The organism is Micromonospora sp. NPDC005979, assembly GCF_040614415.1.
Lineage (GTDB): Bacteria > Actinomycetota > Actinomycetes > Mycobacteriales > Micromonosporaceae > Micromonospora.
This window is the reverse complement of the sequence record NZ_JBEXUR010000003.1, coordinates 196052-213537: the sequence shown is the minus strand read 5'-3', so window position 1 is coordinate 213537 and position 17486 is coordinate 196052. Positions and strand designations below refer to the sequence as shown.

The following is a 17486-nucleotide window of genomic DNA, read 5'->3' as shown; positions in this document are numbered from 1 at the left end:
GAGTCGCGCGGCGTAGTCGAGGTGAACGCCGGGTGGCGGGCGGATGGACGACGCCGGTGTGTGATGCTGTCGCTGATGAGCGAGCCGACTGAAACCCGCCGCGAGCGTGCCGCCCGGCGGGCCGGAGAGTTCCCGCCCGCCCCAGAGCCGCTGCCCCGGCCGGTGCTGGACAGCCACACCCACCTGGACATCACGGTGAGTGAGGCCGGCGTACCGGGTGGCGGACCGGCCGACGACCCGGTCGCCGCAGCCGTCGATCTGGCGGTCACCGTCGGGGTGGACCGGTTGGTCCAGGTGGGCGTGGACGTCGCGTCCTCGCGCTGGGGCGCGGACATCGCCGACCGGTACCGGGCCGTGCTGGCCACCGTGGCGCTGCACCCCAACGAGGCGCCCCGGCTGGCGGACCTCGACGAGGCGCTGCGGGAGATCGAGTCGTTGGCCGCCCGCGACCGGGTTCGGGGGATCGGCGAGACCGGAATGGACTTCTTCCGCACCGGCGACGAGGGGCGGGCCGCGCAGGAGGAGAGCTTCCGGGTCCACATCGCGATCGCCAAGCGGTACGGCAAGGCGCTCGTCATCCACGACCGGGACGCCCACGCGGACGTGCTGCGCATCCTCGACGACGCGGGCGCACCGGACACGGTGGTGCTGCACTGCTTCTCCGGCGACGCCGAGTTCGCCCGCGAGTGTGTGCGCCGTGGCTACCTGCTCAGCTTCGCCGGCACCGTCACCTTCGGCAGCGCCGCCGCCCTGCGCGAGGCCGCCGCGCTCACACCGCTGGACCAGATCCTGGTGGAGACCGACGCCCCCTACCTCACCCCGACTCCGCACCGGGGCCGGCCGAACGCGTCGTACCTGATTCCGCTGACCGTACGCGCCCTCGCCGAGACGACCGGCAGCGACCTGGACGAGCTGTGCGCGGCCATCTCCGCCAACGGCGAGCGGGCCTTCGGTCCGTGGTGAGCCTCCTCGGCCCGGCGGAGATCCGGGAACTCGCCACCCGGCTCGGCGTCGCGCCCACCAAGAAGCTGGGCCAGAACTTCGTGCACGACCCGAACACCGTCCGGCGGATCGTGAACGCCGCCGGCCTGACTCCCGACGACGTGGCGCTGGAGGTCGGCCCCGGCCTCGGCTCGCTCACCCTGGGACTGCTGCCGGTCGCCGGGCACGTGCACGCCGTGGAGATCGATCCCACGCTCGCGGCCGCGCTACCGGAGACCGCCGCGCGGCACGCCGGAGCGGACGCCGACCGACTCACCGTGCACCGCGCCGACGCGCTGCGCGTCACCGCCGCCGAGCTGGCCGACCCGCCGCCGACCGCGCTGGTCGCGAACCTGCCCTACAACGTCGCCGTGCCCGTGGTGCTGCACCTGCTCGCCGAGCTGCCCAGCCTGCGGCACGGCCTGGTCATGGTGCAGAAGGAGGTCGCCGACCGGCTCGTCGCCGGTCCCGGCTCCAAGGTGTACGGCATCCCGTCGGTCAAACTCGCCTGGTACGCCGACGCCCGCAGCGCCGGGCGGGTGCCGCCGAACGTGTTCTGGCCGGTCCCCAACGTCGACTCCGGTCTGGTCGCCTTCACCTGTCACGAGCCGCCCCGACCCGACGTACCCCGGAAGCGGGTCTTCGCCGTGGTGGACGCGGCGTTCGCGCAACGTCGCAAGACCCTGCGCGCGGCGCTCGCCGGCTGGGCCGGCGGCCCGGACCGGGCCGAGGCCGCCCTCACCGCCGCCGGCGTCGACCCCGGCGCCCGCGGCGAGTCGCTGACCGTGGAGCAGTTCGCGGCCATCGCCGCGTCGGCTCCGGCCGGTACGCCGGCCGCGAAGTAGGCTGGCGCCGTGCCCGCCCAGGACGCCGAGGAGCTGATCGTGGCCAAGCCGTTCGACATCCGCCTGCGCGTGCGGGACATCGCCCCGTGACCGAGGCCTGGCGACCGGACGACGAGGACGAGCGGCGCGGGGCCATCGGCCCGGTACGGGTACGGGTGCCCGCGAAGGTCAACCTGCACCTCGGGGTGGGGCCGCTGCGCCGCGACGGCTACCACGAGTTGAACACCGTCTACCACGCGATCTCCATCTACGACGAGCTGACCGCCCGCCGGGGCGACACGCTCGCCCTCACGATGGAGGGCGAGGGCACCGGCGAGCTTGCGCTGGACGACTCCAACCTGGTGATCCGGGCGGCACACGCCCTGGCCGGGTACGCCGGTGTCCTGCCGCACGCCCGGCTGCACCTGCGCAAGCAGATCCCCCTCGCCGGTGGGCTGGCCGGCGGAAGCGCCGACGCGGCCGCCGCGCTGGTGGCCTGCGACGCGCTCTGGGGCACCGGCCTGTCCCGCGACGAGCTGGCCGGGATCGCCGCCGACCTCGGCTCGGACGTGCCGTTCCTCGTCTACGGGGGCACCGCGCTGGGCACCGGGCGCGGCGAGGCGGTCAGCCCGGTGCTGGTCCGGCCGACGTCCTGGCACTGGGTGGTGGCGATCGCCGACGGCGGTCTGTCCACGCCGGCCGCGTACCGGGAGCTGGACCGGCTGCGCGACTCCGGTACCGCCAGCACACCGCTGGGCAGCACCGACGCCCTGCTCGGTGCGCTGCGCCAGCGCGACCCCCGGGTCCTCGCCCGTACGCTCGGCAACGACCTCCAGGATGCGGCGCTCGCGATGCGCCCCGCGTTGGCCGACACCCTGAAGGCCGGCGAGGCTGCCGGCGCGCTCACCGGCATCGTCTCCGGCTCCGGCCCCACCTGCGTCTTCCTCGCCACCGACGCCGCCGACGCCGAACGGATCGCCGCCGAGCTGACCAGCGCCGGCGTCTGCCGGGAGGCGCGGGTCGCACACGGCCCGGTGGCGGGCGCGCGCGTCGTCTGACGTCGCTCCCCGGCCGGCGCGGCCGGCCGGGGCGTCCGGCCGGGGCGTCCGCGTACCCTTGGGTCAGGCGTCCCGAGGTGCCCGCCGGCACCCGGACGCCTTGATCTTGAAGGGTGGAACGTGGCCAACATCGTCAACCTGGACCGGGTGTCCAAGGGGTACGGCGCCGCCGGGCGGCTGCTCACGGACGTCTCGCTCGGCCTGGACGACGCCGACCGGATCGGTGTGGTCGGCCTCAACGGCGCCGGCAAGTCCACCCTGCTGCGGCTGCTCACCAAGCAGGAGGACCCCGACGACGGCCGGGTCACCCACCGTCGCGACCTGCGCGTGCTCTGGCTGCCGCAGCAGCTCACCCTCGCCCCCGAAGCCACCGTCCGGGACGTGGTGCTCGGCACCGCCTGGCTGGGCGAGGGCATGGGCGCCGAGCACGAGTGGGCTGGCGACGCCGGTGTCCGCAACATCCTCGACGGCCTCGGCATGCCGCACCTCGGCCTCGACCAGCCGGTCGGCCCGATGTCCGGTGGTGAACGGCGACGGGTGGCGCTCGCCGCGCTGCTCGTCCGCGACGCGGACCTGTTGATCCTCGACGAGCCCACCAACCACCTCGACGTCGGCGGTGTCGACTGGCTGGCCCGGCACCTCGTCGGCCGCAAGGGCGCCCTCGTCGTGGTCACCCACGACCGGTGGTTCCTGGACGCCGTCTGCACCACCACCTGGGAGGTCGCCGACCAGACCGTCCGGGCGTACGAGGGTGGCTTCGCCGCCTGGACCCTCGCCCGCGTCGAGCGGGAGCGCGTCGCCGCCGCCGTCGAGGCCCGCCGGCAGAACCTGCTCCGTAAGGAGATCGCCTGGCTGCGGCGTGGCCCACCCGCCCGCACCTCCAAGCCGCAGTTCCGCATCGACGCCGCCAACGCGCTGATCGCCGACGTGCCGCCGGCCCGCGACACCATGTCGTTGCAGCGCATGGCCGTCTCCCGCCTCGGCAAGCAGGTGTACGAGCTCACGGACGTCGAGCTGCACGCCGGGCCGAAGGAGATCCTGCGCGACGCCACCTGGCTGATCGGCCCCGGTGACCGGATCGCCATTCTCGGCGCCAACGGCGCCGGCAAGACCACGCTGCTGCGGATGCTCGCCGGCATCACCCGGCCCGACGGGGGCCGCCTCACCACCGGCTCCACGGTCCGACCGGCGTTCCTGTCCCAGGAACTCGTCGAGCTGCCCGGACACCTGCGGGTGCTCGAAGCCGTCGAGGAGGTCGCCCGCCGCGTGCAGCTCGGCGACCGTGAGGTCTCCGCCGCGCAGCTCGCCGAGGTCTTCGGCTTCGACGACCGCCGGCTCTGGACGCCGGTCAGCGACCTCTCCGGCGGTGAGCGCCGCCGGTTGCAGATGCTGCGGCTGCTCGCCGGTGAGCCCAACGTGCTGCTCTTCGACGAGCCGACGAACGACCTGGACACCGACACCCTGGCCGCGCTCGAAGACCTGCTCGACTCGTGGCCGGGCACGATCATCGTGGCGAGCCACGACCGCTACCTGATCGAACGCGTCACCGACACCGCGTACGGGATGTTCGGCGACGGCCGGCTGGTGCACCTGCCCGGTGGCGTCGACGAGTACCTCGCCCGGACCGCCGAGCGGGCCGGCTCCACCCGGGCGGGCGGCACCCCGACCGCCGCGCCCACCGGCCCGGCCACGAGCGGCATGTCCGCCGCCGAGGTGCGCCAGGCCCGCAAGGAGCTGACCCGCCTCGAACGGCAACTCGGCAAGCTCGACCAGCGCGAGGTGACCCTGCTCGACCAACTCGCCGCCGACGCCACCGACTACGCCCGGGTCGCCGAGCTGGACACCCAGCTCAAGGACCTGCGCGCCGAACGGGAACGGATCGAGGAGAGCTGGATGACCCTGGCCGAGGAGCTGCCCGAGGGCTGACCTGCCCGGGCACGCCGGCGCGGGGGCCGTGTGCGGCGTCACACCGGCTCATGCGGGACAATCATCGGCGACACCTCACCCCACGGCGTTGGAGACCCAGACATGGCCCACACCCCCATCAACCACCCCGCGCGGCCGATCTACCGGGCGATCGGCGGGCTGATCGGTCTGTACCTGGTGGTCTTCGGTGTGCTCGGCATCATCGCGAGCGCCGGCAACGAGGTCCTCGCGCAGGATGACACCCGCGTCCTCGGTCAGGGCACCAACCTCGGCTTCTCGCTGCTCAGCGTGCTGCTCGGGCTCGTCGTCCTGGTCGGCGCCGCGCTCGGCCGCAACATCGACGTGGCGGTCAACCAGTGGATGGCGTACGCCCTGATGGTGATCGGCCTCGGCGGTCTCGCGTTCATCCGTACCGAGGCCAACATCTTCAACTTCAGCGTCGTCACGGTGATGGTGCTGCTCTCGGCCTCCCTGGTGCTGCTCATGGCCGGCATGTACGGCAAGGTCGGCACGGACGAGGAGGCGGAGGCGTTCCAGAAGGCTCGGCTCGTTCTCTGAGTTCTTCTTGGTTGCTTTCGTGGTTGCGGCCGTGGGTTTTCGCCGGAGCCCGAGCTGCTCCGGGCGGTCAGGCTTGATCCCTGCGCAGCTCGGGCTCCGGCGAAAACCTGACCTGGTCCAGCCATTCGGCGGACCGTTCCGGCTTCCTGGTTCTTCGGACAGCCGGGTCTGCCCTGGGTGACAATCCTCCTGAAACGGTCGAACTCAGGTGGATGGGGTCTCGGGTATGCCGCACTTTCCGGTCAACCATCCGGCACGGCCGCTCTACCGGGTGCTCTCCGGGCTGATCGGCGTGTACATCCTGGTCTTCGGCGTCTGGGGAGTGGCCGAGACGATCGGGGACCCGCTCTTCGCCCGCAGCAGCACCTGGGCCCTCGGACTACGGACCAACCTGGCCTTCTCGCTCGCCTCCGTGGTCTTCGGAGTCGTCCTGATCATCGGGGCGTCCCGGCGCACCAACCTCGGCCACTACATGAACCTCACCGCCGGGGTGGTGTTCCTGGTGACCAGCATCCTGATGATGTCCGTGCTGCAGACCGACGCGAACTTCCTCAACTTCTCGATGTCGACCGTGGTCGTGTCGATGCTGTTCGGGCTGATCCTGCTCGGCACCGGCCTCTACGACAAGGTCGGCCCGGCGGAGCACGCCGAGGCCGAGTTGGAACGCCGCAAACACCCGGTGGCGGACGCGCACCGGAGCTGAGACGGGGTCAGTGCCGGCGCGCGGTGATCAGGGTGGGTTTCGCCTCCAGGTGCGACAACCCGTTCCACGCCATGTTGACCAGGTGCGCCGCGACCGTCTCCTTGCGCGGCTTGCGCACCTCCAGCCACCAGCGGCCGGTCAACGCGACCATGCCCACCAGCGCCTGCGAATAGAGCTCGGCGAGCTTCGGGTCGTACCCCCGGCTCTTGAACTCAGCGCCGAGGATGTGCTCGACCTGGTGGGCGACGTCGTTCATCACGCTGCTGAACGTGGCCGTGCCGGACATCAGCGGCGACTCGCGGACCAGCACCCGGAACCCGCTCGTCTCCTCCTCGATGTAGCCCAGCAGGGCCAGCGCCGCCTGCTCCAACAACTCCCGCGGATGCCCAGCCGTCAGCGCTGTGGTGATCCGGTCCAGCAGGGCCCGGACCTCCCGGTCGACCACGACCGCGTAGAGCCCTTCCTTGCCGCCGAAGTGCTCGTAGACGACCGGCTTGGAGACCTTGGCGCGGGCCGCCACCTCCTCGATCGAGGTGGCGTCGAAACCGCGCTCGGCGAACAGTTGCCGGCCGATCGCGATCAACTGCTCCCGGCGCTGCGCCGCCGACATGCGTACCCGGGACGTGGGCTTGGGTTTCGCCGCCGTGGCCGGCGTCGGCCGCCGGCCGGCCGGCTCGTCACTCGCCTCGGGCATGTCGCCGCCTCGCTGGCGCTCCGTCACGCCCTGCCGTGGGATGGTGTCTCCGCTGTGCCCGTTCACGTCGTCGCCTCACTGGCGGGCGGCCGGACCGCCCTGCCGTGCCGTGCGACCAAACCCGGATCGGGCCCGGCCCTCGTTCGCCGAGCCGTCCGGTCCCCCCGCGTCGCTCGGTCATCCGGCCATCCTGCCAGGCGGGATCCCGTGGCACCGCCCGGTTTACCGGGGTGCGACCGGCTTCACGAGCTTGGCCGCGAGGCGCTCGGGCTTGGGCCAGCGCACCTGCGATGCCGCGCCGACCTTCTCGAACAGCCAGATCACCCGCGCCGAGATGTCCACCTGACCCCGCAGCACACCGTGCCGCGCGCTGGTCGGGTCGGCGTGGTGCAGGTTGTGCCAGCTCTCACCGAACGACAGGATCGCCAGCGGCCAGAAGTTCGACGCGCGGTCTCCCTGACGCATCGCGAACGGACGCTCGCCGTACACGTGGCAGACCGAGTTGATCGCCCAGGTGACGTGGTGCAGAAGGCCTACCCGGACCAGCCCGGCCCAGAAGAACGCGGTGAGCGCGCCCTGCCAGGACCAGGTCACCAGGCCCCCGATCAGCGCCGGGCCGAGCAACGAGACGGCCACCAGCGCGGGGAAGAGCCGGTCCACCCGGCTGATGTCCCGGTCGGCGATCAGGTCCGGAGCGAAACGCTCCCGGTTGGACAACTCGCGGCGGAACAGCCAGCCCACGTGGGCGTGGAACAGGCCCCGGGTCAGCGCCCAGACGTTCGTGCCGAACCGCCATGGCGAGTGCGGGTCACCCTCCAGATCGGAGAACGCGTGGTGCCGTCGGTGGTCGGCCACCCACTGGATGATCTCGCCCTGCACCGCCAGCGAACCCGCGACCGCCAGGGTCACCCGCAGCCACCGCTTGGCCTTGAACGAGCCGTGCGTGAAGTAGCGGTGGAAACCCACCGTGATGCCGAGCCCGGAGACCACGTACCAGACCAGGCCGATGATCACGTCCGTCCAGCCCAGCCAGCCGCCCCAGGCGACGGGCACGGCGACCAGCAGCGCGACGAAGGGGATCACGACGAACGCCCACAGAGCAGCCAGGATCCCGGGGGACTGGGTGCCGTCGGTGAGCGGTTTCGGGCCGGGGCCGGTGGTGTTGGGTTCGAGCATGGTGGTGGACATGACACCTCGCAGGGGGGACGGGGAAAAGATCACTAACCTACGCCTACGTCACCGTAACTTACGGTCCGGTAGATCGCACGAGGAACTTTCGAAGACACCGTCGTACGCCCGTACCAAACTGCTGGTCATGACCGATTCGCTCGCCGTCGAGGTGGCTCGCGTGCGCACCGGTGCACAGCTGTCCGTCGCGCGGATCCAGGCTCGCTGCGGCATCGGGCGCAGCCGTCTCCAGCGTCTCCTGAGCGGGGTGCCGCCACCGCCTCGAACGCGGCGCACGAACGCCACGGACGAGCGCGCGGCCCCCGAGTGTCGTGGACGATGGAGGGGATCATGAAGGATATGAGTGCTGGCGTCGGCGGGGTCGGGCGTTAAGGTGTAGCGGCGGGACGCGCTCCTGCCGCGTCGTCCTTCGTGACGATGCGATCGGCCGTGGTGTAATTGGCAACACCCGGGTCTTTGGTACCCGTATTTCAGGTTCGAACCCTGGCGGCCGAGCTGTCCCTATAAGTCCGCTTTAGGTTCTCCTGGGGGTAAGAGGGAACCGTGCCGGGCCTCGTGGTTAGCATGGCCGCGAGAGTGTCCGCCGTCCCGACGGGAGCCACGTCGTGCCCCAGCCCCACCTTCGTACCGTCGTCGTACTCGCCGCCGGTGAGGGCAAGCGGATGAAGTCGACACTGCCCAAGGTGCTGCACCCCCTGCTCGGTCGTACCCTGCTGGGCCACGTGTTGAGCGCGGCCGCGCCGCTGGCCGCCGACCGGACCGTCGTCGTGGTGGGTCACGGCGCCGACCAGGTTCGTGCGCACCTCACCGAGATCGCCCCCGACGCCACGCCCGTCCTGCAGGCCGAGCAGCTCGGCACCGGGCACGCCGTGCGGATCGCGCTGGCCGCCGTGCCGGAGGGCGCCGGCACCGTCGTGGTGATCAACGGAGACGTGCCGTTGCTGCGCCCGGAGACCGTGGGCGCGCTGGTGACCGCGCACGAGGAGGCCGCTGCGGCGGCCACCGTGCTGGCCGCCGAGGTGCCCGACCCGACCGGGCTGGGGCGGATCGTCCGGGACGCCAACGGCCGGCTGGAGCAGATCGTCGAGGAGCGCGACGCCGACGCGACGCAGCGCGCGATCCGCGAGATCAACGCCGGCATCTACGCCTTCGACGCGGCCCGGCTGCGCGACGCCCTGGGCAAGCTCTCCACGGACAACGACCAGGGCGAGGAGTACCTGACCGACGTGTTCGGCCTGCTCCGCTCCGCCGGCGAGCCGGTCGCGGTGCACGTGGCCGTCGACCATGTCGAGACGCTGGGCTGCAACGACCGGGTGGAGTTGGCGTCGCTGCGCCGGCTGCTGCGGGACCGGGTCAACGAGGCGTGGATGCGTACCGGAGTGAGTCTGCTCGACCCGGTGACCACCTGGATCGACGTGACGGTGGCTCTGGACCGCGACGCGGTGGTCGACCAGAACACCCAGCTGCGTGGTGCCACGGTGGTCGGCGCGGGCGCGCTGGTCGGGCCGGACGTCACGCTTGTCGACACCATCGTCGGCGAGGGCGCGTCGGTGGTACGCAGCCACGCGGTCGGCGCCGAGGTGGGCGCGGGCGCGAGTGTCGGGCCCTACGCGTACCTGCGGCCTGCCGCGCGCCTCGCGGACAAGGCGAAGGTCGGCACGTTCGTCGAGGTGAAGAACTCCGAGATCGGGGCGGGCTCGAAGGTGCCGCACCTGACCTACGTGGGTGACGCGACGATCGGCGAGCAGAGCAACATCGGCGCCGCGTCGGTCTTCGTGAACTACGACGGGGTCAACAAGCACCGTACGGTGATCGGCAGCCACGCCCGGACTGGCGCGGACAACATGTTCGTGGCGCCGGTCGAGGTGGGCGACGGCGCGTACACGGCGGCCGGTTCGGTGATCGTGGACGACGTGCCGCCGGGCGCGATGGGTGTCGCCCGGGCGCGGCAGCGCAACATCGAGGGCTGGGTGGTGATGCGGCGGGCCGGTACGGCGGCGGCCGAGGCCGCGCAGCGTGCCCGCGACGCGAAGGGTGCGCAGCGATCCGGCGACGCGAAGGGTGCGCAGCGATCCGGCGACGCGAAGGGTGCGTCGGAGGCGGCCGGGACCGCAAGTGACAGTGAGGCAATGCACGGGCGGGCCGAGACGGTGGGCGGTGCGTCCGGCGCGGGAGATACTGCAACCGAATAGTCCCCGACCCACCACCACCGGGCCGGGAACCGCCGACAAACGGGAGCAGACGGGCCCATGGGCAGCATCGTCGCCGAAAACCGCAAGAGCCTGATGCTCTTCTCCGGACGGGGTTTCCCGGAGTTGGCCAAGGAGATCGGCGAGGTGCTCGGCGTGGCACCGACGCCGGCTGACGCGTACGAGTTCGCCAACGGCGAGATCTTCGTACGGTTCAAGGATTCGGTGCGTGGTTCGGACGCCTTCGTGGTGCAGTCCGTGACGCACGGAGTGAACACCTGGGTCATGGAGACCCTGATCATGGTCGACGCGTTGAAGCGCGGTTCGGCGAAGCGGATCACCGTGGTGCTGCCGTTCTACCCGTACGCGCGGCAGGACAAGAAGCACCGTGGCCGGGAGCCGATCTCGGCCCGCCTGGTGGCGGACCTGCTGAAGACCGCCGGTGCGAACCGGATCCTCACGGTCGACCTGCACACCGCGCAGATCCAGGGCTTCTTCGACGGGCCGGTGGACCACCTCTTCGCGATGGACGTGCTCGCCGAGTACGTGGAGCACAGGTACGCGGGTCGGCCGATGACCGTGGTGGCGCCGGATTCGGGCCGGGTGCGGGTGGCCGAGCGGTGGACCGACCGGCTGGGCGGCTGCCCGTTGGCGTTCATCCACAAGACCCGTGACCCGATGAAGCCGAACCAGGTGGTGGCCAACCGGGTGGTCGGTGAGGTGGAGGGTCGGGTCTGCCTGATCGTCGACGACATGATCGACACGGGTGGGACGATCACGAAGGCGGCGGACATCCTCAAGGAGTCGGGGGCGGCGGAGATCGTGGTGGCGTCCACCCACGCGCTCCTGTCCGACCCGGCCACGGAGCGGTTGAAGAACAGCCCGATCAGCGAGGTCGTGGTGACCAACACGCTGCCGTTGCCGCCCGAGAAGCAGCTCGACAAGTTGACCGTCCTGTCGATCGCGCCGCTGCTGGCGCGGGCGATCCGCGAGGTGTTCGACGACGGCTCGGTGACCACCCTGTTCGGTGGTCTGAGCTGAACCGGGTCAGGTCCGGCCGGCAGAGCTGACAAACTGGTCGAAACGGGCTGATCCGCCAGCGGGAAACACCGCCGGCGGATCAGTCCGGTGCCGTGACCGGGGACTGCCGGAAACCTGGGAATTGGCTCGGGTAGACTGGTGCGGTTGCCACGGCGAGGGTGCCCGGCGGGCCGCTGAAGAGCGCCGCACGGAGGCACCGTCATCGACGCGGTGCTCCGGGCAGTCGTTCATGACGCATGAGCCCCAGCGAGCCCCTCGCCCCAGCACCGCCAGACGACAAGCCGCCGCAGCGAAGCATCAGGAGTTTCCCCGTGTCCGAGGTAAAGATCAGCGCCGAGCCCCGCACCGAGTTCGGCAAGGGTGGTGCCCGTCGTACCCGCCGGGCCGGCAAGGTGCCCGCCGTGCTGTACGGCCACGGCGAGAAGCCCAAGCACATCGCGCTGCCGTCGCGGGAGTTCGCCGCCGCGATCCGCAAGGGTGGCGCCAACCAGCTCTTCGCGATCGACATCACCGACGGCACCCAGGTGCTGGCGCTGCCGAAGGCGATCCAGCGTGACCCGATCAAGGACACCTTCGAGCACGTGGACCTGCTGCTGGTCCGCCGCGGCGAGAAGGTCACCGTCGAGGTCCCGGTTCAGCTGACCGGTGAGGCCGCGAAGGACACCCTGATCGTGCACGACCACGACACCCTCTCGGTGACCGCCGATGCCACCAAGGTTCCGGACCACCTGGAGGCGTCGATCGAGGGTGCCGAGGCGGGCACCACGATCACCGCCGCCGACGTCGAGCTGCCCTCCGGCGTGGAGCTGGCCGCCGACTCCGAGCTGCCGGTCGCCTCGGTGACCGCCGCGCCGACGGCGGAGCAGCTCGAGGCGACGCTGCCCGAGGTCGAGACGGCCACCGACGAGGCCGAGGCCGAGGTCGGCGAGACCACCGAGGGCTCCGAGGGCGCGGACGCCCCGGCCGCCGAGGGCGACGAGAACACCGAGGCGCGTACCGAGGCCTGATCGGTTCGTACTCTGCTGGCAGGCGTCCCCGAGCTTCGGGGGCGCCTGTCGGTGTATCGGGAGTCGGCGCAGACGTTTTGAGGGGCGGATCGTGACGGACGAGGCGGGACCGTGGCTGGTGGTCGGCCTGGGCAACCCGGGGCGGGAGTACGCCGGGAACCGGCACAATGTCGGTTTCATGGTGGCCGAGCTGCTGGCGGGGCGTGTCGGCGCGCGGTTCGGTCGGCACAAGCGGGCGGTGGCCGAGGTCGCGGAGGGGCGGCTGGGGTTCGGTGGTCCGAAGCTGGTGCTGGTGAAGCCACTGACGTACATGAACCTCTCCGGTGGGCCGGTGGCGGCGCTGTCGCAGTTCTACAAGGTGCCTCCGGCGCAGGTGGTCGCGGTGCACGACGAGCTGGACATCGAGTTCGGCCAGGTGCGAATCAAGTTCGGTGGCGGCGAGGGCGGGCACAACGGTCTGCGTTCGATGTCGAAGTCGTTGGGCACGAAGGACTACGTCCGGGTGCGGTTCGGGGTGGGTCGCCCGCCGGGGCGGCAGGATCCGGCGGACTTCGTGCTGTCGGATTTCGGCGCGGCGGAGCGCAAGGAGCTCGATTTCCTGGTGGACCGGGCTGCCGACGTGGTGGAGTCGGTGATCGTCAAGGGCGTGGAGCCGACCCAGAACCTGTATCACGGGGGTTGAGTCGGGCGGTGCGTACCGGATTGGAAACGCCGGGCCGGTAGTCTGCGCCTTTCGGCGTGCCGTGACCGGCGACGCGGGTCGCGGCCGATCGGTGCGTGCGGGCACGGCCGCGGCGAGGCGACGGGAGCGGGCAGATGGGCAGTCCTCCGATGATCGACGGGGCGTTCGCCCGGTGGTTGGCCTCCCGGGCCGGTCAGGCGCTGCTGGACCTGCGTACGGAGATGGGCTTCTCGGACACCGGGGCGCTGAAGTCGGCCGGGGACAAGGTGTCGCACGACCTGATCCGCACGGAGTTGGCGCGGTGGCGGCCGGGGGACGCGGTGCTCTCCGAGGAGGACGAGGGCTCGCGGTTGGCCTGGGCGGCGGAGGTGAACGCCGGGGCGGTGTCCCGTCTGACCGCGGACCGGGTCTGGATCATCGACCCGTTGGACGGCACCCGCGAGTTCGCCGAGGAGGGCCGCTCGGACTGGGCGGTGCACGTGGCGCTCTGGGCGCGGAGCGCGCCGAGCCCGCACGGGCTGGTCGCCGGTGCGGTGGGGTTGCCGGCGCAGCACCGGGTGTTGGGCACCGACTATCCACCGGCGTACCCGCCGATGACGGTCGAGGCGGCGACGGCTGGTGAGCGCAAGATCCGTCTGGCGGCGAGTCGGAGTCGACCGCCGGTGTTCCTCACCGACCTGGCCGAGGATGTGGGCGCGCACCTGGTGCCGATGGGTTCCGCCGGGGCGAAGATCGCCGCGGTGGTGACCGGCGAGGTGGACGCGTACATCCATGCCGGCGGGCAGTACGAGTGGGACTCGGCGGCGCCGGTGGCTGTGGCGACGGCCACCGGACTGCACGCTTCCCGGATCGACGGTTCTGCGCTTCGATACAACGAGGCGGATCCGCGCCTGCCGGACCTGCTGGTCTGTCGCAAGGATCTCGCCAGCCGGTTGCTTGCAGCGCTGCAGAGGCATTCCGGGTAGCCTGAGCGCACTTCTTGACATGTCCGACCGGAAAGGTCTGGAAATCGGATGAGCGAGCGAGTGTCATGACCTCCCCCGCGGCCTACCGCGTCTCCCACCTGGACGCCCTCGAGGCGGAGAGCATCTTCGTGATGCGTGAGGTTGTCGCCGAGATGGAACGTCCGGTGCTGCTCTTCTCCGGCGGCAAGGACTCGATCGTCATGCTGCGGTTGGCGCAGAAGGCGTTCGCTCCGGCCAACATCCCCTTCCCCGTCATGCACGTCGACACCGGGCACAACTTCCCCGAGGTGCTCGAATACCGCGATCAGCGGGTCGCCGAGATGGGGTTGCAGCTCGTGGTGGCGAGCGTGCCGGAGGCCCTGACCAGCGGGCTGGTCCGGGAGTCGGGCGACGGCATGCGCAACCGGATCCAGACGCCCGTGCTGCTGGACGCGGTGGAGAAGCACCGCTTCGACGCGCTGTTCGGTGGCGCCCGCCGGGACGAGGAGAAGGCACGGGCCAAGGAGCGGGTGTTCAGCTTCCGCGACGAGTTCGGCCAGTGGGACCCGAAGAACCAGCGTCCGGAGCTGTGGTCGCTCTACAACGGCCGGCACCACCCGGGCGAGTCGATCCGGGTCTTCCCGCTGTCCAACTGGACCGAGCTGGACGTCTGGCACTACATCGCCAGCGAGCGCATCCCGCTGCCGTCGATCTACTACGCGCACGAGCGTGAGGTGATCGAGCGCGAGGGCATGCTCTACGCGGTCAACGAGTTCTTCCGGCCGCGCGCCGGCGAGGAGCGGTTCAAGGCCCAGGTGCGGTACCGCACCGTCGGCGACGCCTCCTGCACCGCGGCCGTCCGCTCGGACGCGGACACCGTGGAGAAGGTCATCGAGGAGGTGGCGGCCACCCGGATCACCGAGCGGGGCGCGACCCGTGGTGACGACCGGGTCAGCGAGGCCGCCATGGAGGACCGTAAGCGGGAGGGCTACTTCTGATGAGCACCGAGATCATGGCCCCGGCCGCCGGCGCCGAGACCGCGCCCGAGGCGCGGGCGATGGACCTGCTGCGGTTCGCGACCGCCGGCAGCGTGGACGACGGCAAGTCGACCCTGATCGGCCGGCTGCTGTACGACACCAAGTCGCTCTTCATCGACCAGTTGGAGGCGGTGGAGGCGGTCAGCGCGGCCCGGGGCGACGAGTACACCAACCTCGCGCTGCTCACCGACGGCCTGCGCGCCGAGCGGGAGCAGGGCATCACGATCGACGTGGCGTACCGCTACTTCGCCACGCCCCGGCGCAAGTTCATCATCGCGGACACTCCCGGGCACATCCAGTACACCCGGAACATGGTCACCGGCGCTTCCACGGCCGACCTGGCGTTGATCCTGGTGGACGCGCGCAAGGGCCTGGTGGAGCAGTCCCGCCGGCACGCGTTCCTCTGCTCGCTGCTGCGGGTGCCGCACCTGGTCCTGTGCGTCAACAAGATGGACCTGGTGGACTGGTCGCAGGAGGTCTACGAGCGGATCGCCGACGAGTTCACCGCGTTCGCCGCGAAGCTCGATGTACCGGACCTGACGGTGGTGCCGATCTCCGCGCTGCGGGGCGACAACATCGTGGCCCGGTCGGAGAACATGCCGTGGTACGAGGGCCCGTCGCTGCTGCACCACCTGGAGCGGGTGCACATCGCCAGTGACCGCAACCTGGTCGACGTCCGGTTCCCGGTGCAGTACGTGATCCGTCCGCAGTCGACCACGGTCACCGACTACCGGGGCTACGCCGGTCAGGTCGCCTCGGGCGTGCTCAAGCCGGGCGACGAGGTGATGGTGCTGCCGTCCGGCTTCACCAGCCGGATCGCCGCCGTCGAGACCGCCGACGGGCCGGTCGCGGAGGCGTTCCCGCCCATGTCGGTGACGGTACGGCTGGCCGACGAGATCGACATCTCCCGGGGCGACATGATCTGCCGGCCGAACAACGCGCCCGCCGTCGCCCAGGACATCGAGGCGATGGTCTGCTGGATGGACGAGACGGCCCCGCTGCGGGTCGGTGGCCGGTACGCGATCAAGCACACCACCCGTTCGGCACGGGCGATCGTGCGCGGGCTGCACTACCGGTTGGACATCAACTCGCTGCACCGTGACGAGTCGGCGGACGAGCTGCGGCTCAACGAGATCGGTCGGGTCCGGCTGCGCACGACGGTGCCGTTGCTGGCCGACGAGTACCGCCGCAACCGTACGACGGGCGGCTTCGTCATCATCGACGAGACCACCAACCGCACGGTAGGCGCCGCCATGATCGTCGAAGCCGCCTAACCCGCTCCGCGCGCCCGCTCGCGCCGCCAAGATCGCGCTCGATCCATGAAGTAGTGGCCTCCCCGAATGGGAAGGCCACTACTTCCATGAACAAGCACGATCATCCCGCCTCACCCCCGAACCGCCGGTTGATCAAGAGGTTTGCGTCAGTCCGAGCGCGGATTTTGACGCAAACCTCTTGATCACCGAGTCGACGACAGGAGGTTAGGGCAGGCGGGTTGCGCCGGGGGAGGGCAGGACCGGGGTCGTGGTGGGGGGCGTGTAATCGCGCTCGGCGTAGGCGATTGCGACTGCGTCGGCCACCGCTTCGACGCGGTCGGTCTCGACCAGGGCGAGGACGCAGCCACCGAATCCGCCGCCCGTCATGCGCGCGCCCAACGCGCCGGCCGACAGCGCCGCCTCGACCGCCGTGTCGATCTCCGGCACGGTGATCTCGAAGTCGTCGCGCATCGAGACGTGCGAGGCGGTGAGTAGCGGGCCGATGTCCCGGACCCGGCCGGCGCGCAACAGCGCGACGGTGTCGAGCACGCGCTGGTCCTCGGTGACCACGTGCCGGACCCGGCGTCGGGTCTCGGCGTCGTCGAGCCGGGCCAGGGCGGCGTCGAGCTCGTCGACGGTCACGTCGCGCAGCGCGGGCACCCCGAGCGCCTTGGCGGCGGCCTCGCAGGAGCGGCGGCGGGCGGCGTACTCACCATCGGCGTGCCGGTGCGGCGCGCGGCTGTCGACGACCAGCACGGTCAGCCCGGCGGCGTCCAGGTCGAACGGGATGTGCTCGACGGACTCGTCGCGGCAGTCGAGGAAGAGCGCGTGCCCGGCGCGGCAGCGGATCACCGCGGACTGGTCCATGATGCCGGTCGGCGCGCCCACGTAGACGTTCTCCGCCCGCTGCGCCAGCCGGGGCTGCCGTTCGGCGGGCAGCTCCAGCCCCGCGAGGTCGAGCAGGGCGGCGAGCACGGCGGACTCGAGCGCGGCCGACGAGGAGAGCCCGGAACCCAGCGGCACGTCGGAGGCGATGGCCAGCCGGGCGCCGGGCACCGCGTGGCCGGCGTCGCGCAGCGCCCAGACCACCCCGGCCACGTACGCGCCCCAGCCGGTCACCCGGCCGGGCTCGGCCACGTCGTCCGCGTCGAACGTGATCGTCTCGCCGGAGAGCTCGGACCAGACCGTCCAACGTTCGTCGTCCCGCCGGTCGGCGGCGACCACGGTACGCATGGGAAGCGCGAACGGCAGCACGAAACCGTCGTTGTAGTCGGTGTGCTCGCCGATCAGGTTGACCCGACCGGGCGCGGCCCAGAGGCCGGCGGCGGAGGCGTCGTACCGATCGGTGAAGCCGGCGGCGGCCCGCTCGGCGACGTCACCGGTGGGGCTGGTCATGGTGCC

At 71.3% G+C, this 17486-nt stretch carries 16 protein-coding genes and 1 tRNA gene; 14 read left to right on the top strand and 3 right to left on the bottom strand.

The annotated features are described in order from the left end of the window. Positions 1-63: 63 nt before the first annotated feature. The 6 genes from ABZ272_RS07110 to ABZ272_RS07085 all read left to right on the top strand — a co-directional run bounded on the left by ABZ272_RS07110 (position 64) and on the right by ABZ272_RS07085 (position 6050). Positions 64-963, top strand: coding sequence for a TatD family hydrolase (locus ABZ272_RS07110; protein WP_355048973.1), 900 nt, complete (start codon positions 64-66; stop codon positions 961-963). Beyond that, on the top strand, positions 957-1826 hold the full coding sequence (gene rsmA, locus ABZ272_RS07105; RefSeq protein WP_355048972.1) for a 16S rRNA (adenine(1518)-N(6)/adenine(1519)-N(6))-dimethyltransferase RsmA: 870 nt from the start codon (positions 957-959) through the stop codon (positions 1824-1826). Before ABZ272_RS07110 ends, rsmA begins: the two co-directional genes overlap by 7 nt. Positions 1827-1912: 86 nt before the next feature. Then, positions 1913-2863: a 4-(cytidine 5'-diphospho)-2-C-methyl-D-erythritol kinase gene (locus tag ABZ272_RS07100; protein WP_355048971.1), complete on the top strand. Its 951-nt coding sequence runs from the start codon at positions 1913-1915 to the stop codon at positions 2861-2863. A gap of 120 nt (positions 2864-2983) precedes the next feature. Beyond that, a complete protein-coding gene (locus tag ABZ272_RS07095) occupies positions 2984-4789 on the top strand; it encodes an ABC-F family ATP-binding cassette domain-containing protein (RefSeq protein ID WP_355048970.1) in 1806 nt (601 codons plus the stop codon). 102 nt (positions 4790-4891) lie between these two features. Next, a complete protein-coding gene (locus ABZ272_RS07090; protein ID WP_355048969.1) occupies positions 4892-5347 on the top strand; it encodes a DUF4383 domain-containing protein in 456 nt (151 codons plus the stop codon). A gap of 226 nt (positions 5348-5573) precedes the next feature. Then, positions 5574-6050 (top strand): DUF4383 domain-containing protein, encoded by a 477-nt coding sequence (locus ABZ272_RS07085; RefSeq protein ID WP_355048968.1) that lies wholly within the window; start codon positions 5574-5576, stop codon positions 6048-6050. Positions 6051-6057: 7 nt separating this feature from the next. On the opposite strand, the gene ABZ272_RS07080 is transcribed toward ABZ272_RS07085, so the two are convergent. Both ABZ272_RS07080 and ABZ272_RS07075 read right to left on the bottom strand, forming a co-directional pair. Next, on the bottom strand, positions 6058-6744 hold the full coding sequence (locus ABZ272_RS07080) for a TetR/AcrR family transcriptional regulator (protein WP_355048967.1): 687 nt from the start codon (positions 6742-6744) through the stop codon (positions 6058-6060). A 222-nt stretch (positions 6745-6966) separates the two neighbouring features. Next, on the bottom strand, positions 6967-7932 hold the full coding sequence (locus tag ABZ272_RS07075; protein ID WP_355048966.1) for an acyl-CoA desaturase: 966 nt from the start codon (positions 7930-7932) through the stop codon (positions 6967-6969). Between the two features lie 423 nt (positions 7933-8355). On the opposite strand from ABZ272_RS07075, the gene ABZ272_RS07070 reads away from it, so the two are divergent. From ABZ272_RS07070 to ABZ272_RS07035, 8 genes are all read left to right on the top strand, one after another. Beyond that, positions 8356-8427, top strand: a tRNA-Gln gene (locus ABZ272_RS07070). A gap of 110 nt (positions 8428-8537) precedes the next feature. Continuing rightward, on the top strand, positions 8538-10124 hold the full coding sequence (glmU, locus tag ABZ272_RS07065; RefSeq protein ID WP_355048965.1) for a bifunctional UDP-N-acetylglucosamine diphosphorylase/glucosamine-1-phosphate N-acetyltransferase GlmU: 1587 nt from the start codon (positions 8538-8540) through the stop codon (positions 10122-10124). 57 nt (positions 10125-10181) lie between these two features. Continuing rightward, positions 10182-11162, top strand: a complete 981-nt coding sequence (locus ABZ272_RS07060; RefSeq protein WP_355048964.1) for a ribose-phosphate diphosphokinase — start codon at positions 10182-10184, stop codon at positions 11160-11162. A 311-nt stretch (positions 11163-11473) separates the two neighbouring features. Beyond that, the gene (locus tag ABZ272_RS07055; RefSeq protein WP_355048963.1) at positions 11474-12169 is read left to right on the top strand and encodes a 50S ribosomal protein L25/general stress protein Ctc; all 696 of its coding nucleotides are present in this window, start codon (positions 11474-11476) and stop codon (positions 12167-12169) included. A gap of 91 nt (positions 12170-12260) precedes the next feature. Beyond that, a complete protein-coding gene (pth, locus tag ABZ272_RS07050) occupies positions 12261-12851 on the top strand; it encodes an aminoacyl-tRNA hydrolase (RefSeq protein WP_355048962.1) in 591 nt (196 codons plus the stop codon). 134 nt (positions 12852-12985) lie between these two features. After that, positions 12986-13816 carry an inositol monophosphatase family protein gene (locus ABZ272_RS07045; protein WP_355048961.1) on the top strand — a complete coding sequence of 277 codons (831 nt, stop codon included), beginning with the start codon at positions 12986-12988 and terminating at the stop codon, positions 13814-13816. A 65-nt stretch (positions 13817-13881) separates the two neighbouring features. Then, positions 13882-14793 (top strand): sulfate adenylyltransferase subunit CysD, encoded by a 912-nt coding sequence (gene cysD, locus ABZ272_RS07040; RefSeq protein ID WP_355048960.1) that lies wholly within the window; start codon positions 13882-13884, stop codon positions 14791-14793. Beyond that, positions 14793-16106: a GTP-binding protein gene (locus ABZ272_RS07035; RefSeq protein WP_355048959.1), complete on the top strand. Its 1314-nt coding sequence runs from the start codon at positions 14793-14795 to the stop codon at positions 16104-16106. Before cysD ends, ABZ272_RS07035 begins: the two co-directional genes overlap by 1 nt. Positions 16107-16310: 204 nt before the next feature. Here the strand turns inward: ABZ272_RS07035 and galK are convergent, their stop codons facing one another. After that, entirely contained in the window at positions 16311-17480 is a 1170-nt protein-coding gene (gene galK, locus ABZ272_RS07030; protein ID WP_355048958.1) for a galactokinase, read from the bottom strand. Positions 17481-17486: the final 6 nt, after the last annotated feature.

What these genes read in the sequence shown, in the direction of transcription:
- ABZ272_RS07110 (WP_355048973.1), top strand. Translation starts at nt 64, where the DNA reads ATGCTGTCGCTGATGAGCGAGCCGACTGAAACCCGCCGCGAGCGTGCC.
- ABZ272_RS07090 (WP_355048969.1), top strand. Translation starts at nt 4,892, where the DNA reads ATGGCCCACACCCCCATCAACCACCCCGCGCGGCCGATCTACCGGGCG.
- ABZ272_RS07085 (WP_355048968.1), top strand. Translation starts at nt 5,574, where the DNA reads ATGCCGCACTTTCCGGTCAACCATCCGGCACGGCCGCTCTACCGGGTG.
- ABZ272_RS07080 (WP_355048967.1), bottom strand. Translation starts at nt 6,744, where the DNA reads ATGCCCGAGGCGAGTGACGAGCCGGCCGGCCGGCGGCCGACGCCGGCC.
- ABZ272_RS07075 (WP_355048966.1), bottom strand. Translation starts at nt 7,932, where the DNA reads ATGTCCACCACCATGCTCGAACCCAACACCACCGGCCCCGGCCCGAAA.
- ABZ272_RS07060 (WP_355048964.1), top strand. Translation starts at nt 10,182, where the DNA reads ATGGGCAGCATCGTCGCCGAAAACCGCAAGAGCCTGATGCTCTTCTCC.
- ABZ272_RS07045 (WP_355048961.1), top strand. Translation starts at nt 12,986, where the DNA reads ATGGGCAGTCCTCCGATGATCGACGGGGCGTTCGCCCGGTGGTTGGCC.
- cysD (WP_355048960.1), top strand. Translation starts at nt 13,882, where the DNA reads ATGACCTCCCCCGCGGCCTACCGCGTCTCCCACCTGGACGCCCTCGAG.
- ABZ272_RS07035 (WP_355048959.1), top strand. Translation starts at nt 14,793, where the DNA reads ATGAGCACCGAGATCATGGCCCCGGCCGCCGGCGCCGAGACCGCGCCC.
- galK (WP_355048958.1), bottom strand. Translation starts at nt 17,480, where the DNA reads ATGACCAGCCCCACCGGTGACGTCGCCGAGCGGGCCGCCGCCGGCTTC.